Source organism: Methylobacterium indicum (assembly GCF_017347565.1).
Taxonomy (GTDB): Bacteria; Pseudomonadota; Alphaproteobacteria; order Rhizobiales; family Beijerinckiaceae; genus Methylobacterium; species Methylobacterium indicum.
This window is the reverse complement of the sequence record NZ_AP024145.1, coordinates 4053176-4068524: the sequence shown is the minus strand read 5'-3', so window position 1 is coordinate 4068524 and position 15349 is coordinate 4053176. Positions and strand designations below refer to the sequence as shown.

General features: G+C 72.0%; 13 protein-coding genes and 1 pseudogene. 2 read left to right on the top strand and 12 right to left on the bottom strand.

All coding sequences use genetic code 11. The features are described from left to right. Window positions 1-149 precede the first annotated feature (149 nt). The 8 genes and pseudogenes from recN to murB form a co-directional block, all read right to left on the bottom strand. Complete coding sequence (recN, locus tag miv_RS18950; RefSeq protein WP_048429088.1) at window positions 150-1823, bottom strand: DNA repair protein RecN; 1674 nt, start codon at window positions 1821-1823, stop codon at window positions 150-152. A 123-nt stretch (window positions 1824-1946) separates the two neighbouring features. Beyond that, complete coding sequence (locus miv_RS18945; RefSeq protein WP_048429087.1) at window positions 1947-2849, bottom strand: outer membrane protein assembly factor BamD; 903 nt, start codon at window positions 2847-2849, stop codon at window positions 1947-1949. A gap of 247 nt (window positions 2850-3096) precedes the next feature. Continuing rightward, on the bottom strand, window positions 3097-4044 hold the full coding sequence (gene lpxC, locus miv_RS18940) for a UDP-3-O-acyl-N-acetylglucosamine deacetylase (protein ID WP_048429086.1): 948 nt from the start codon (window positions 4042-4044) through the stop codon (window positions 3097-3099). A 398-nt stretch (window positions 4045-4442) separates the two neighbouring features. After that, window positions 4443-6311, bottom strand: a complete 1869-nt coding sequence (ftsZ, locus tag miv_RS18935) for a cell division protein FtsZ (RefSeq protein ID WP_048429085.1) — start codon at window positions 6309-6311, stop codon at window positions 4443-4445. A gap of 116 nt (window positions 6312-6427) precedes the next feature. Beyond that, window positions 6428-7753 (bottom strand): cell division protein FtsA, encoded by a 1326-nt coding sequence (gene ftsA, locus miv_RS18930; protein ID WP_048429084.1) that lies wholly within the window; start codon window positions 7751-7753, stop codon window positions 6428-6430. Between the two features lie 79 nt (window positions 7754-7832). Then, window positions 7833-8822 (bottom strand): cell division protein FtsQ/DivIB, encoded by a 990-nt coding sequence (locus miv_RS18925; RefSeq protein WP_058619849.1) that lies wholly within the window; start codon window positions 8820-8822, stop codon window positions 7833-7835. A gap of 127 nt (window positions 8823-8949) precedes the next feature. Continuing rightward, window positions 8950-9046 (bottom strand): annotated as a pseudogene (locus tag miv_RS33920) (D-alanine--D-alanine ligase); the annotation flags it as partial. A 341-nt stretch (window positions 9047-9387) separates the two neighbouring features. Further along, complete coding sequence (gene murB, locus miv_RS18920; protein WP_207178234.1) at window positions 9388-10305, bottom strand: UDP-N-acetylmuramate dehydrogenase; 918 nt, start codon at window positions 10303-10305, stop codon at window positions 9388-9390. Between the two features lie 74 nt (window positions 10306-10379). On the opposite strand from murB, the gene miv_RS18915 reads away from it, so the two are divergent. Continuing rightward, window positions 10380-10634, top strand: coding sequence for a type II toxin-antitoxin system RelE family toxin (locus miv_RS18915; RefSeq protein WP_244748590.1), 255 nt, complete (start codon window positions 10380-10382; stop codon window positions 10632-10634). A gap of 10 nt (window positions 10635-10644) precedes the next feature. After that, window positions 10645-11028 (top strand): helix-turn-helix transcriptional regulator, encoded by a 384-nt coding sequence (locus miv_RS18910; RefSeq protein WP_207178232.1) that lies wholly within the window; start codon window positions 10645-10647, stop codon window positions 11026-11028. A 10-nt stretch (window positions 11029-11038) separates the two neighbouring features. On the opposite strand, the gene murC is transcribed toward miv_RS18910, so the two are convergent. The 4 genes from murC to miv_RS18890 form a co-directional block, all read right to left on the bottom strand. Next, on the bottom strand, window positions 11039-12454 hold the full coding sequence (murC, locus tag miv_RS18905) for a UDP-N-acetylmuramate--L-alanine ligase (RefSeq protein ID WP_048429081.1): 1416 nt from the start codon (window positions 12452-12454) through the stop codon (window positions 11039-11041). Window positions 12455-12496: 42 nt separating this feature from the next. Next, complete coding sequence (murG, locus tag miv_RS18900) at window positions 12497-13612, bottom strand: undecaprenyldiphospho-muramoylpentapeptide beta-N-acetylglucosaminyltransferase (RefSeq protein WP_048429080.1); 1116 nt, start codon at window positions 13610-13612, stop codon at window positions 12497-12499. Window positions 13613-13781: 169 nt separating this feature from the next. Continuing rightward, window positions 13782-14921, bottom strand: a complete 1140-nt coding sequence (locus miv_RS18895; RefSeq protein WP_048429079.1) for an FtsW/RodA/SpoVE family cell cycle protein — start codon at window positions 14919-14921, stop codon at window positions 13782-13784. Between the two features lie 138 nt (window positions 14922-15059). Then, a complete protein-coding gene (locus miv_RS18890; protein ID WP_207178230.1) occupies window positions 15060-15302 on the bottom strand; it encodes a hypothetical protein in 243 nt (80 codons plus the stop codon). Window positions 15303-15349: the final 47 nt, after the last annotated feature.

Sequence of the window (15349 nt, the reverse complement as noted above, 5' to 3'; positions counted from 1 at the left end):
ATGGTAAAGAATTCGTTAAAATTTTATCTTTGTTCACCATGCCGATCGCGGCAGCGCTGCCAGATCGCCACCATGGCGAATCGTCGCCTGAGCTTGACCATACAGCAAGATCCGCCGTCGCGGCAGGCTTGACGGCTTCGCCGCTCGGGTCAGGCCTCGGCGGCCTGCAGCAGGCGGGCGGCGGCGGCCCGGGCTTCCTCGGTGACCGTGGCGCCGGCGAGCATCCGGGCGATCTCCTCCTGGCGCGGCATCGCCGCGAGCGGCTTCACCCGCGTGGCGACCCGGTCGGAGCCCTTCACCGCCTCCTTGGCGATCAGGAAATGCGTCGAGGCCCGGGCCGCGACCTGCGGCGCGTGGGTGACCGCGACGGTCTGGACCCGCGCCGAGAGCCGGGCGAGGCGGGCGCCGATCGCGTCGGCCACCGCGCCGCCGACGCCGGTATCGATCTCGTCGAAGATCAGGGTCGGGGCCGAGCCCTTGTCGGCCAGCACCACCTTGAGGGCGAGCATGAACCGCGACAGCTCGCCGCCCGACGCCACCTTCATCATTGGGCCGGGACGGGTGCCCGGGTTGGTCTGGGCCCAGAACTCGACCCGGTCGAGGCCGGCGGGATCGCGGGCCTCCGGATCGGTGGCGATCTCGGTGATGAAGCGGGCGCGCTCCAGCTTCAGCGGCGGCAATTCGGCCTGCACCGCCTTGTCGAGGGCGGAGGCCGCCTTGCGCCGGCCCTTGCTCAGCGCCTCGGCCTTCTCGAGATAGGCCGCGTCGGCGGTGGCCAGCGTCGCCTCGAGCCGGCCGAGCGCCTCCTCGCCGGCATCGATCACCGCGACGTCGCCTTCGTAGCGCCCGCGGAGCGCCGCGAGGTCGTCGACCGCGACGTTGTACTTGCGGGCGGCCGCCCGCAGGCCGAACAGCCGCTCCTCGACCCGCTCCAGCTCGCGCGGGTCGAACTCCGCCGCCTGGAGCGCGTCCTCCAGGCTGGTGCGGGCCTCGTCGAGAGCGACGAGCGCGTTGTCGAGGGCGTTGATGCTCGGCTCGACGAGCCCCGGCGCCTGGGCGGCGCGGCGCTCGAGCTTGCGTAGCGCCGCCGAGAGATGGGCGGTCGGCGAGCCCTGGCCGGCGACGGCGTCGAGGGCCTCGTTGAGCTCGCGGGCGACCTTCTCGCCCTGCTGCATCAGGGTGCGGCGCTCGGCGAGCTCGGTCTCCTCGCCGGGCTTCGGATCGAGGGCGGCGAGCTCCTCGACGGCGTGGCGCAGGAAATCGACCTCCTTGCGGGCGGCCTCGACCCGGGCGCGGTGCTCGGCGAGCGCCGTACGGGCCTGGCGCACCCGGCGCGCGGCCTCCGCCACCGCGGCCTGGCGGGTGCCGAGGCCCCCGAAGGCGTCGAGGATCGCCCGGTGGGTGGTGGAATCCGACAGGGCCCGGTCGTCGTGCTGGCCGTGGATCTCGACGAGCGCCGCCCCGATGGCGCGCAGCACCTGCACGCCGACCGGCTGGTCGTTGACGAAAGCGCGGGTGCGCCCGTCCGCGACCTGGATGCGGCGCAGGATCAGGTCGCCCTCGGTATCGATGTCGGAGGCGGCCGCGATGGTCCGGGCCGGATGGTCGGGAGCGACGTCGAACACCGCCGTCACCTGGCCCTGCGCCTCGCCCTGGCGCACCAAGCGCCCGTCGCCGCGGCCGCCGAGCGCCAGCGTGAAGGCATCGAGGAGGATCGACTTGCCGGCGCCGGTCTCCCCGGTCAGGACGCTCAGGCCTTCGCGAAAGTTCAGCTCGAGCTTATCGATCAGGACGATGTCGCGGATCGCGAGCTGAACCAGCATGCCACCCTTGCCGGGACGTGGAGGAGGAAGGGACGAGGAGGGACGGGCGGGTATCTACAGCCGAACGGGCCGCGGCGCGAGTGCGCGCCACGGCCGCATGTCCGACGGGACGCCGCGAGGCTCTTACTGCGCCTCGGCGGTGCGGGTGTCCATCCCGATCACGCCGCGGAACGCCTTGCTGATCCAGGAGGCTTTCTCCTCGCGCGGCTGCAGGCCACCGCTCTGGAGCAGGTTGTAGGCGTCCTTGTACCAGGGCGAATCGGGGAAGTTGTGGCCGAGCACCGCCGCGGCGGTCTGCGCCTCGCCGGTGATGCCGAGCGCCATGTAGGCCTCGGCCAGGCGCTCCAGCGCCTCCTCGACGTGGCGGGTGGTCTGGTACTTGCTCACGACGTCGCGAAAGCGGTTGATCGCGGCCGGGAAGTTGCGCCGCTCAAGGTAGTAGCGGCCGATCTCCATCTCCTTGCCGGCGAGCTGGTCGCGGGTGATCTGGATCTTGGCCTTGGCGTCGGCGGCGTATTCCGAGGTCGGGTACTTCTGCACCAGCTCGGTCAGCGCCACGAGGGCCTTCTCGGAGCGGTCCTGGTCGCGGGTCACGTCCGGGATCTGCTTGTAGTGCGACATCGCCAGCAGGTACTGGGCGTAGGCCGCGTCCTTCGAGCCCGGATGGCGCTGCAGGTAGCGCTTCGAGGCGGTGATCGCGTCCTCGTAGCGGCCGCCCTCGTAGTTCGAGTAGGCGGTCATCAGCACGGCCTTCCGCGACCAGTCGGAATAGGCGTATTGCTTGTCGAGGTCCTCGAACTTCTTCGTGGCGCCCTCGTAGTCGCGATCCTCCAGCTTGGCGAGGCCCTGGCTGTAGATCTTGTCGGCCGGGACGTCGGGGACGACCTCGGTCTTGTACTTCTCGTTGGCGAACGGATTGATCGAATCGATCGCGTCGCAGCCGGCAAGTCCCAGGCCGCATGCCGCGAGCAGCGCGGTCCGCAGGACGGTCACCTTCGCGGCGCGAAGCGGGTGGGCGAACGGCATTCGGGTTCTTCCCCAAGCAGGCGGCTTGTCGTGCCGCTGATCCACGAGCCCCTTAGCCCAGGCCGGCGCGGCGCGCCAAGCCCGTGAGGGCCACAGCGCGGAAGCAAGCGGCCATCGGTCGGGGACTTCTTTAACCCTGTGGGGCGAATAGGGCGCCAAGACGGCGCGGAGAGGCGCGAGATCTGCGAAAGACCGGCATTCCGTGCCGAAAGCCGCCGGATGTGGCCCGGCCGCAACGGTCGCGCTCTCAGAGTTCCGGCGCGTAGACGGCGGCGCCGAGGCCGACGCCGAACTCGGCGAAGACGGGCTCGCGGCGGGCGGGGCTGCCCTCGACGATGGCGTAGTTCGACCGATCGGCGAAGAGGGCGGTCAGCACCGCGACGTTGAGGCCGTGGCCGCCGCAGAAGGACTGGTAGGCGCCGAGGATCGGCAGGCCGGCCAGCGCCAGGTCGCCGACCGCGTCGAGGATCTTGTGGCGGACGAACTCGTCCGGGTAGCGCAGGCCCTCGGGGTTGACCACGCCGCCGTCGCCGACCGCGACGGTGTTCTCCAGCGAGGCGCCCAGCGCGAAGCCGGCCTTCCAGTAGCGCTCGACGTCGCGCATCATCCCGAAGGTGCGGGCGCGGGCGATCTCGCGGCGGTAGGCGGCGGGGGTGAGGGTCAGCGCCTTGCGGCTGCGGCCGATGACCGGGCTCTCGAAATCGATCTCGACGTCGAGGTGGAAGCCGCGCTCGAACGGGCGCAGCTCCGAATAGGCGCGGCCCTTCTCGGTCCGGACGGTCTTCAGCACCTTGATGAAGCGGCGGGGCGTGCCGCAGGAGGTGGTTCCGGCCGCCTCGATCGCCGCCACGAAGGGGCCGGCGCTGCCGTCGAGGATCGGCATCTCGGGCCCGTCGATCTCGACGAGGCAATTGTCGATGCCGAGCCCGTAGAGGGCGGACATCAGGTGCTCGATGGTGGCGACGGCGCCGGTCTCGCGGCTGCCGATGACGGTGCAGAGTTCGGTGGCGCTGACCTGGGCGTGGTGGGCCTGGATCAGGCGGTCGCGGTCGTCGGGGAGGCCGGTGCGCAGGAAGGCGATGCCGTGATGCGCCTCCGCGGGATGAAGGGTGATCGAGACGGGGTTACCGGAGTGGACGCCGATGCCGGAGAGGCTCGCGGCGGAGCGTAGGGTCGTCTGCTGACTTGTTCTCATTACCTCAGCCCTCGGCCGCGACTCACCATCATGTCCTGTTGCCCAGGCCACGTTTCGAGGCGATCCGTCCGTTGCTTGAAGCCCCTGTGGGTGTCGGTGCCGGCAGTCGCCTGGCCTTCGCCCTTGTGCGTAGAAAACCTATAGTCGCGCTCCGAAGCACGGCCAAATCACGGATTCTTACGCTCTGTAACAACTCCGGGGACCCGCATCGGACTCGAAAAGCCCTTACTCTTCAAGAGTTTAAAAAACGCGATGACCCCGAGGCCGGGGGGCCTCGGGGTGTGTCATTTGGGCGGCACTGCGGGCCTCGCGTGGCCGGATCGGGGCACCCGGGGCGCCCTTGGGGCACCGCCTGCCGGCGATACCCCCGGGCGGGATGCTCCCCGAGGCTCCCGCGGTCAGTTCGCCTGGCGGCGCAGGAAGGCCGGGATCTCGAGCTGATCGTCGTCCATCATGCGGGTGCCGGCCGGCACCGTGCGGCCCTGCGCGTCGAGGTTGCCCTGCGCCGGACGGTAGCCCTGGGGCTGGGCCGGGTAGCCGGCCTGCGGGGCGTATTGGGGCGCCGGCTGGCGCGGCGCGGCCGGGGCGTGCTGGACCGGAGCCTGATGCACCGGAGCCTGATGCACCGGAACTTGGGGCATCGGCCGGGGCGCCGGCTGCGGGGCCGCGTGAGCCTGCGGCGCGGGGGCCTGGGCCGGCTGGCCGGCCTCGTCCTCGCGCCGGCCGCCGAAGCCGACGGTGGCGAGGCGGCGCAGCAGCGAGGTGCGCTTGGCGTCGGGGCTCACCTGCTGGACCGGCTCCTCGCCGCGGCTGGCGCGGATCTGGTTCTGGGCCGGCATCGGCAGGTCCTGGACCCGCGGCATCCGGGGGGCGCGCACCACCGCCGGGGACGGCGGGATGAACGGGCCGGAGGCCATCGGCATCTGCGGCTCGGACGCCGCGACCGGGGCCGGGGCCGGCTCGTAGACCGGGTTCCGCGGCTGGGCCGGGGTGATCTGCACCTCGTCGCGCATCAGGCTGGCGGCCTGGTGGGCGACCGGCATCTCCATGCGCACCGGCTCGGGAGCCGGGGCCTGGGCGTGCATCGGCGCATGGAGCGGCGCGTGCATCGGGGCATGCGCCACCGGCTCCGGCGCCGGGGCCCGCGCTACCGGGGCCTCGGCGGGACGAAAGGAGGGGGCGGGCGCCGCCGGGGCGGCGGCCCGGGCCCGCGCCTCGGCCCGCAGGCGCTCGGCGACCTCGGCGATGCGCTGCTCGGTCTGGGCGATCTCCGGCGAGCCGATCGCGTTGGCGTTGATCAGGGCCGGCTCGATGCCGGTGGCGACCACCGAGACCCGGATGATGCCGTCGAGGCTCTCGTCGAAGGTGGCGCCCAGGATGATGTTGGCGTCGGAATCGACCTCCTCGCGGATGCGGGTGGCGGCCTCGTCGAGCTCGTACAGGGTCAGGTCGTTGCCGCCGGTGATCGAGATGAGGAGGCCGCGGGCGCCCTTCATCGAGACGTCGTCGAGGAGCGGGTTGGCGATCGCGGCTTCCGCGGCGCGGTTGGCGCGCTTCTCGCCGGACGCCTCGCCGGTGCCCATCATCGCCTTGCCCATGCCGCGCATGATCGCCCGCACGTCGGCGAAGTCGAGGTTGATGAGACCCTCCTTCACCATCAGGTCGGTGATGCAGGCGACGCCCGAATAGAGCACCTGGTCGGCCATCGCGAAGGCGTCCGCGAAGGTGGTCTTCTCGTTGGCGACCCGGAACAGGTTCTGGTTGGGGATCACGATCAGGGTGTCGACGGCCTGCTGCAGCTCGTTGATGCCCGATTCGGCGGTGCGCATGCGGCGCACGCCCTCGAACTGGAACGGCTTGGTGACGACGCCGACGGTCAGGATGCCCATGTCGCGGGCGGTGCGGGCGATGACCGGGGCCGCGCCGGTGCCGGTGCCGCCGCCCATGCCGGCGGTGATGAAGCACATGTGGGCGCCCGAGAGCTGATCGCGGATCTCGTCGATCACCTCCTCGGCGGCGGCGCGGCCGACCTCGGGCTGCGAGCCGGCGCCGAGCCCTTGCGTCACCCCGATGCCCATCTGGATCACGCGCTCGGCCTTCGAGGAGGTCAGCGCCTGGGCGTCGGTGTTGGCGACCACGAACTCGCAGCCGAGCAGGCCCGACTCGATCATGTTGTTGACGGCGTTGCCGCCGGCGCCGCCGACGCCGAACACGGTGATGCGGGGCTTCAGTTCGCGGATGTCCGGAGCTTGCAGGGAGATGGCCATGATGCGCGAGCCTCTGATGATCGTTTCGTTTCTGGTGGCGCCTCGAGCGGCGCCGTTTGCCGTCCCGCCCCTCCGGCGCGGCCCGTTTCCGGGGCCCGCGCCGGGAGGCGATCCCGTTAGAAGCTCTCCCGGATCCAGCGTCCGACCTTGGAGAGGTACGTATCGGAACCGAGGCCCGCATGGCCGGACTGGCCGCGCGGCTCGAAATGCTCGACGTGCGAGACCTGGGGGTAGACCAGGAGCCCGACGGCGGCCGAGAAGGCCGGGCCCTTGGCGGCCTCGGGCAATCCCTTGATGCCGAGCGGCCGGCCGATCCGGACCTGCCCCTGCAGGATGCGGCGGGCGACCTCCGGCAGGCCGACGAGCTGGCTGGCGCCGCCCGTCAGGACCACCCGGCGCCCGGCCTGGGCGGCGAAGCCCGCGTTGCGCAGGCGGTCGCGCACCAGCTCCAGCACCTCCTCGACCCGCGGGCGGATGATCCGCACGAGGTGCGATTTCGGGATGTGGTGGGGCAGGTCGCGCTCGTCCTCGTCGACGCCGTGGACCGCGATCATGTCGCGCTCGTCGGACGCCGTCGCCATGGCGGCGCCGTACAGGGTCTTGAGCCGCTCGGCCGCCGCCACCCGGGTCGAGAGCCCGCGGGCGATGTCCATGGTGACGTGGTGCCCGCCGACCGCCAGCGCGTCGCAATGGACGAGGTGGCCGCCCGAGAACACGCCGACGCTGGTGGTGCCGCCGCCCATGTCGACGACGGCGACGCCCATCTCGGCCTCGTCGTCGACCAGCGCCGAGAGGCCCGAGGCGTAGGGTGTCGCGATCACCGCCTCGACGCGCAGGTGGGTGTTTTCCACCGCCAGCATCAGGTTGCGGGCCGCCGCGATCTCCGCGGTGACGACGTGGAGGTCGACGCCCAGCCGCTCGCCGAGCATGCCCGACGGGTCGACCACCGCGCTCTGCTGGTCGAGGGAGTAGCCGGTCGGCAGGGCGTGCAGCACGGCGCGCCCCGGGCTGATGCTGTGGGTGCTCGCCGCCTCCAGCACCCGCTGCACGTCCGTGCCGGTGACGGCGCCGGTGCGCACCGGAACCTTGGCGTCGAAATGCTGCGAGCCGAGGCGACCGCCCGACAGGCTGACGATGACCGACTGGACCTCGACCCGGGCCATGCGCTCGGCGGCGTGGACCGCCTGGCGGATCGAGGTCTCGGCCGCCTCCAGGTCGACCACGGCGCCGCCCTTGAGCCCGAGCGAGCGCTGGTGGCCGATGCCGATGATGCGGGCGAGGTGGGTGCGGCCGCGCAGGGTCGCCAGCGTCTCGACCGGCTGCAGCTCGGCGACGAGGCAGACGATCTTGCTGGTGCCGATATCGAGCACCGACAGGGTCGCGCTCCGGCGCGCCGAGAGCGGCTTTAAGCGCGGCGTGAGACCGTGCTGGAGGAGACTCATGACGCGACGCTCACGGAGGGCTGGGACACGGGAACGGAGGGGCGGGGAAGACCGGCGGGCGTCACGTCTCGCGCGCGGGTCATGTCTCGGTTCCCTTCGGTTTCTTGGACTTCTTCTGGGCCTCCAGGCGCGCCGCCGCGCCCTCCTCGGTCAGCCGCACCACCACCCGGTCGGGCAGCCGCAGGTCGACCGCGATGATGTCCTTCTCGAGCAGGCTCGACTCGGCCTCGAGCTTGACGAGACGGGCCACCGCCTCGCGGGCGCCGGTCTCGGGCAGGCGCACGTCGATGCCGTCGAGCTTGAGGGTCCAGCGCCGGCCGGACACCAGGGTGCCGGCGCGGATCCGGTCCTTGAGCGGGCCCGCGGCCTCGAGGAGCGCGAGGTATTCCTTGGTGCGCAGGTTCGCCTCCTCGCCCACCACCAGGGGCAGGTCGGAGAAGCGGCCGTCGCGCATCTGGTCGATCACCGTGCCGTCGGCGGCGATCACGGCGATCTCGCCGTTGCGCTGCCACAGGGCGCTCGGCTCGCGCTCGGTGAGCGTGATCAGGAGCTCGCGCGGGTAGATCTTGCGCACCGAGACCGCGCCGATCAGCGGTACGGTGGACAGCCGGTCGCGCACGTCGACCACGCTGAGGAAGGGCAGCGAATTGCGCTGGTCGATGCCGGCGGCCTGCAGGATCTCGGCCGAGCGCAGCTGCACCAGCCCCGAGATCGTCACCTTGTCGAGGCCGAAGCCGAGCGCCCGGGCCGCCATGTCGAGGGGCGTGCCGGAGCGGGCCGCCAACTCGGCGTAGCCGCCGCCGGACACGAAGCCGGCTCCCGCGACGAGGCCGAAGAACCCGAAGGCCAGGCCCATCCCGAGGTGGCGCGGCATCCGCCGCTCGATCGGCACCGCCACCGACGAGCGGCGCGGGCGGAGGAACCGCGGCAGGGAGCGGGCCAGGCGCGATTCGCGCGCAGGGCCGCCCCAGGCCGGTGCCGTCCCCGGAGGGGGAGCGGGCGTGCCGGCATCCCCGCCGGCGTAACCGGCGGCGATCGGCGGCTCAGGGAAGCGTCCTCCACCATCCATTGGACGAGTTCACCGAAACTGGACCCGGCACGGGCTGCGATCTCCGGCGCGGGAAGCGGTCTCGAATCGTCCGGGGCCTGTCGTCCGGCCCCGGGGACCACGGGCTCACCGGGGCGGAGAGCCCGGTGGTCGTCGTGGCGTGAAGGGTCGGTGCGGCTGGCGTCCCGGCGTCCAAGTGCTTGATGCGCCGTTAACGCCAACTCTCGAACTCGCTGGTAAATATCCGGTAAAATTTCCGGCCCGGGCACGGGAATCGCGTGCCTCCCGGCCCCCGGTGTGGCCGCGCGGCGAGCCCCGGCGGCGGGCCTCGATCCGTCCCTCGGCGGGGTCCCGGGCCGGCCTGTCAGCGCCTCGCACGGCCCCCGGATCATCATGCGCTTACAAACACTTGCGGGCGGATCGGCCGGCCCGCCGATGCGGGGCCGGCGGCACCGTCCGGGCTCGGACGGGGCCGGGATCGTGGGCGGTGGGGAAGGCCCCGCCGCCGCGGGTGCGGCTCATCCGCCACAGGGTCGATCGTCGGCCGGACCCGCCCGGTTGGTTAACCCGCGGACCGATTCGCGAATCAGCGGGCGGGCACGCCGATGCGCTTGATCTCCCAGTGCAGGTCGATCCCGGAGGTCTCGCGGACGCGGGCGCGCACCTCCTCGCCCAGCCCCTCGATGTCGGCCGCGGTGGCGCCGCCGCGGTTGATCAGGAAGTTGCAATGCATCTCCGAGACCTGGGCGCCGCCCCGGGTCAGCCCGCGGCACCCCGCGGCGTCGACGAGCTGCCAGGCCTTGGCCCCGGGCGGGTTCTTGAAGGTCGAGCCGCCGGTGCGCTCGCGGATCGGCTGCGCCGCCTCCCGGGCCGCCGTCACCCGGTCCATCTCGGCCTCGATCGCAGCCCGGTCGCCGGGCTTTCCGCGATAGGTCGCCTGAGTGAAGATCAGGTCGGCGGGGGCCGAGCAGTGGCGATAGGCAAAGCCCATCTCGGCGTGGGACAGGACGTGCAGGGTGCCGCTCCGGTCGACCGCCCGGGCCTCGACCAGGACGTCGGTGGTCTCGCCGCCATGCGCCCCGGCATTCATCCTGAGCGCGCCGCCGATCGAGCCCGGGATGCCGCGGTAGAAGGCGAGGCCGTCGAGCCCGGCCTCCGCCGCCGCGCGGGCGAGCTTCATGTCGGGCACGGCCGTGCCGGCCCGGATCGTCTCGCCCTCGATCGCAATCGACCCGAAGGCCTTGCCGCCGAGGCGGATGACGAGCCCCGGCACGCCGCCGTCGCGCACGATCAGGTTCGAGCCGAGCCCGATCACCGTCACGGGCACCTCGGGCGGCAGGGCGGCGAGCGCCGCCGCGAGGTCGTCCTCGTCGGCGGGCGTGAACAGCACGTCGGCCGGGCCCCCGACCCGGAACCAAGTCAGGTCGGCGAGGGGGTGGTCGGGCAGGAGGCGCCCGCGCAGGGCGGCGGGGGCCAGGGCGGCGAGAATGGCGGCGGAGGTCATGGTGCGGTTCCGGCTCGACGCTGAGGGGCGGAGCGATCTAGAGTTGACGCAAGGACAATCGGAGGCCCGTCGGCGTGGCCAGAACCGTCGTCTACACGCGAAAGGCGGCCCGCGCTCTCGCCCGGATGCCGGCGGATGCCGAGGCGCTGATCCGGGGCAAGCTCGATCAGGTCGCCCGGGATCCGGGCTCGCTCGCCAACAATATTCGGGCGATGAAGGGCGTGCCGGGCTACCGGCTGCGGGTCGGGGATTGGCGCGCCGTCTTCACGAGCGAAGAGACACGGATCATTGTGCACGATGTCGGGCCGCGCGGCTCCATCTACGAATAGGGCCCAGGGCATGACTATCGTTCGCACCAGGACGCCCTCCGGCGAGGCGATCGTGATTCTCCCGGAGGCCGAGTTCGAGCGGCTCAGCGACCTCGCGGAGGAGGCCGCGGATACCCGCAGTCTCGCTGTCTCCCTCGCGCGCCTGGAGGCGGGCGAGGAGGAACTCCTGAGCGGCGACGAACTCGACGCGCTTCGGACCGCACCGACCCCCCTCGCCTTCTGGCGCCGCAAGCGGGCCATGGACGCGGCGGAACTCGCCCGACAAGCCGGCGTGCAGGAGGAGCAGATCGACGCGGTCGAGCGCGGCGAGATCATCGGCGACGTCCAGATCTACCGGCGGCTCGCCCGGGCGCTCCAGGTCGAGATCGAGGATCTCGTCCCGGACGTCGGGTGAGCGCCACGCCTCACGCCGCCTTCTCGCCGGTCGAGGCGAGTTCGCCCGGCAGCGCGTAGGCCCATTGCGTGATGTTGCCGGCGCCCAGGCACACCACGTAGTCGCCCGGGCGCGCGAGCCCGCCGACGATGCCGGCGAGGTCCTCGGTGCGCTCGAGCGCGATGGCGTTGCGGTGGCCGCGGGAGGTGAGGCCCGCCACCAGGGTGTCGCGGTCGATGCCCTCGATCGGCGCCTCGCCGGCGGCGTAGACGGGGGCGACGATCACCGTGTCGGCATCGTTGAAGCAGGTGCAGAAATCGTCGAACAGCGAGGCCAGCCGCGAGTAGCGGTGGGGCTGCACCACCGCGATCACGCCGCCGTCGGTCGAGGCGCGGGCGGCCTTGAGCACCGCCCGGATCTCGACCGGGTGGTGGCCGTAATCGTCGAAGATCTGGACGCCGTTCCACTCGCCGGTGCGGGTGAAGCGCCGCTTGACGCCGCCGAAATTCGCCAGCGCCTTGCGGATCGCGTCGGGCGACACGCCGAGCTCGTGCGCGACCGCGAGCGCCGCGGTGGCGTTGAGCGCGTTGTGCTTGCCCGGCATCGGCAGGACGAGCTCTTCCATCTCCATCCGGAAGCCGGGGCGGCGGTCGCGGATCATGACCCGGAACCGGCTCTGGCCGCCCTTCAGGTCGACGTCGAGCAGGCGCACGTCGGCCTGGGGGTTCTCGCCGTAGGTGACGATGCGCCGGTCCTCGATGCGCCCGACGAGGTCCTGCACCGTCGGGTGGTCGATGCACATCACGGCAAAGCCGTAGAACGGGATGTTGTCGATGAAGGCCCGGAAGGCGTCCTTGATCGCGTCGAACGAGCCGAAATGGTCGAGGTGCTCGGGATCGATGTTGGTGACGATCGCGATGTCGGCCGGCAGCTTCAGGAAGGTGCCGTCGGATTCGTCGGCCTCCACCACCATCCAGTCGCCCTCGCCCATGCGGGCGTTGGTGCCGTAGGCGTTGATGATGCCGCCGTTGATGACGGTGGGATCGAGGCCGCCGGCATCGAGCAGGGTGGCGACGAGGGAGGTGGTGGTGGTCTTGCCGTGGGTGCCGGCCACCGCCACGCAGGACTTGAAGCGCATCAGCTCGGCCAGCATCTCGGCCCGGCGCACCACCGGCAGGCGGCGCTCGCGGGCGGAGACCAGCTCCGGGTTGTCGCGGCGGATCGCGGTCGAGACCACCACGAGGGCGGCATCGGCCAGGTTCTCGGCCCGGTGGCCCACGAAGGTGCGGATGCCCTGCTCGGAGAGCCGGCGCACGTTGGCGTTGTCGGAGGCGTCCGAGCCCTGCACCGTGTAGCCGAGATTGTGCATCACCTCGGCGATGCCGGACATGCCGATGCCGCCGATGCCGATGAAGTGGATGGGTCCGAGCTTGTTCGGCAGCTTCATGGAAGTCGGAGTCCTTCGCGTGTCTTCTTGTTCGAACGGCCGTCAGCGGGCCGAGAGGGCGGTCTCGACCACCAGGGCGGCGAGGCGCTCGGCGGCGTCGGGCAGGCCGGCGCCCTTGGCGGCGGCGGCCGCCGTGGCGAGCCGGGCCGGATCGCCGAGCAGCGCGCCGAGGTCGGCGGCGAGCCGCTCAGGGGTGAAGTCCGTTTGTGGTGTGGGAAAGGCGGCGCCGATCCGCCCCAGCACCGCGGCGTTGGCCGCCTGGTCCTGGTCGAGGGCGCCGGGCAGCGGCACCAGGATCGACGGGCGGCCGATCACCGCGAGTTCCGCCACCGTGGAGGCGCCCGAGCGCGCCACCACGAGGTGGGAGGTCGCCATCTTGGCCGGCAGGTCCTTGAAGAACGGCGCCACCGTGAAGGCGGCGAGCCCCGCGGCCTCGTAGAGCGCCTGGACCCGGGCGAGATCCTCCGCGCGGGCCTGCTGGATCACGGTGAGGCGGGCGCGCAGGGGCGCCGGCAGCCGCACCACGGCGTCCGGCACCACGTCGCTCATCACCCGGGCGCCCTGGCTGCCGCCGAAGGCGAGGAGCTGAAGCGGCGCCTCCGCGCCGAGCGCCGGGTAGGGCATCTCGCTCGCCGCCAGCACCGCCGGGCGCACCGGGTTGCCGGTATGGACGCGCCGCGCCGTGGCCTTGGCGGGCACGCCCCGCACCTCGGGGAAGCCGGTGGCGATGACGGTGGCGGCGCGGGCGAGGAAGCCGTTGGCCCGGCCCATCACGGCGTTCTGCTCGTGCAGCAGGGTCGGCACCCGCAGCATCTGGGCGGCCAGCAGCGGCGGCACGGTCGGGTAGCCGCCGAAGCCGACGACGACCGCGGGGTTGAGGCGGCGGATCTCGCGGAGCGCCGCCGCGAAGCCGCGCCCGAGGGTCGCAAAGGCGGTGAGGCGGCGCAACGGCGAGCGCCCGCTCGACGGGGTGGCGGAGGGCACCGCCACGATCTCCGAGGCCGGGAACTCGCCCGACAGGGCCGCGACCCGGCTGTCGGTGGCGAGCGCGACCCGGATGCCGCGCTCGCGCAGGCGCAAGGCCAGGGCCTCGGCCGGAAACAGGTGGCCGCCGGTGCCGCCCGCCGCGAGCAGGACGAGGGGTTGGGCGACCGTCATCGGGCGGCCGGGGCGGAGCGGAGGAGGGACATGCGGTCTCCGGTCGGGTCGGGTGGCCCCCCGTGTGTCACGGCGGGGCGGCGAGGTCACCCCTCGAGGCGTCCCCGCGGGGATCGGTGCGGACGTCGCGGGGTCGGGATCAGTGCGCCTGGTCCTAGTGCGCTTGGCCCTAGTGCGCTTGGCCCTCGTCGCGATTGAGGAGCGTCGTGCGCGGCCGGCGCCGGGTGAGGGCGACGAGGAAGCCCATTCCGAGGGCGAGCGAGATCAGCGACGAGCCGCCATAGGAGATGAACGGCAGGGTCATGCCCTTGGCGGGCATCAGCCGGGTGTTCACCGCCATGTTGATGCAGGCCTGGAGGCCGAACAGGGCGGTGAGCCCCGTGATGGCGAGCCGGCAGAAAATGTCGTCGCTGCGCCGTGCGAGCACCAGGCCGCGCATCACGATGAAGGCGAACAGCAGGACGATGGCGATGCAGATGATGACGCCGAACTCCTCGCCCGCCACCGAGAAGATGAAGTCGGTATGGGCGTCGGGCAGGTGGCGCTTGGCGACGCCCTCGCCCGGGCCGGTGCCGAACCAGCCGCCCGAATTGAAGGATTCCTGCGACCAGAAGGTCTGGAAGTTGTCGCCCGAATCCTTGTCCATGAAGCGCTGGATGCGGGCCCGGACGTGGGGCAGGAACTCGTAGGCCGCCGCCACGCCGAGGAGGCCGGCGCCGCCGAGGCCCGCGACCCAGAACCAGTGCAGCCCGGCGACGAACACCATCGAGCACCACACCATCGTCACCAGCATGGTCTGGCCGAAATCCGGCTGCAGGATCAGCGGCACGATGGTCATCGGCAGGAGCAGGACGGCGAGCGTGCCGCCCGGCATGTCGCGCCGGCGCGCGCCCTCCGCGAAGGCCCAGGCGGCCAGGATCACGAAGGCGGGCTTCACGAACTCGGAGGGCTGGACGCCGATCGAGCCGAACTGGATCCAGCGATGCGCGCCCTTGATCTCCGGCCCGTACTTGGTGGCCGCGATGCACAGCACGATGCCGAGGCCGTAGGTGACCAAGGCCATGCGCCGGATGTGGCGCAGGGACAGGAACGACACCGCCAGGATCAGGGCGATGGTCGGCAGCAGGTACATCACCTGCCGGTTGAGGAAGTGGAAGGTCGGCAGGCCGAGGCGCTCGGCCACGGGCGGACCGCCGGCCATCAGGAAGACCAGCCCGGCCGTCATCAGAACGCCGAGGCCGGCGAGCAGCGCCCGGTCGACCGTCCACCACCAGTCGCCCAGATGCGAGCGTTCCGCGCGGGACATCATGGCTTGCGTAGGACCCTCGTTCACCAGTCGCGACCATCGGACGGAATGGTAAACCGAGTGTTGCCGCCTCGCCGCAGCGACCGGGAAAGCCGGGACGCCCCCGGGGCGTCGGCCGGCGCCCTTCGGCCCTGGACCTCGTCAGCCCTGGAACATGCCGTGGGGCGCCGGCTCGAAATGCCGGGCGTAGGCGTCCTCCAGGGTCTCCCAGGGCATCAGCATCACCCCGTGCAGGGGCGCCGCCCCGGCCGTGAGCGCCCCGAAGCGCCGCAGGATCAGGGCGAGCTCGTAGGCGGTGATGTCGGGCTTGGGCTCGAAGCGGTAGAAGTGGGTCTCGTTGTCGACCGGCTCGGCGCCGATGCTCTTCAGGAGCGAATCGAACATCGCGAACGTCCCCCCGTCTGCGGCGCGTCGCGCGCCGTCCGGGAGGC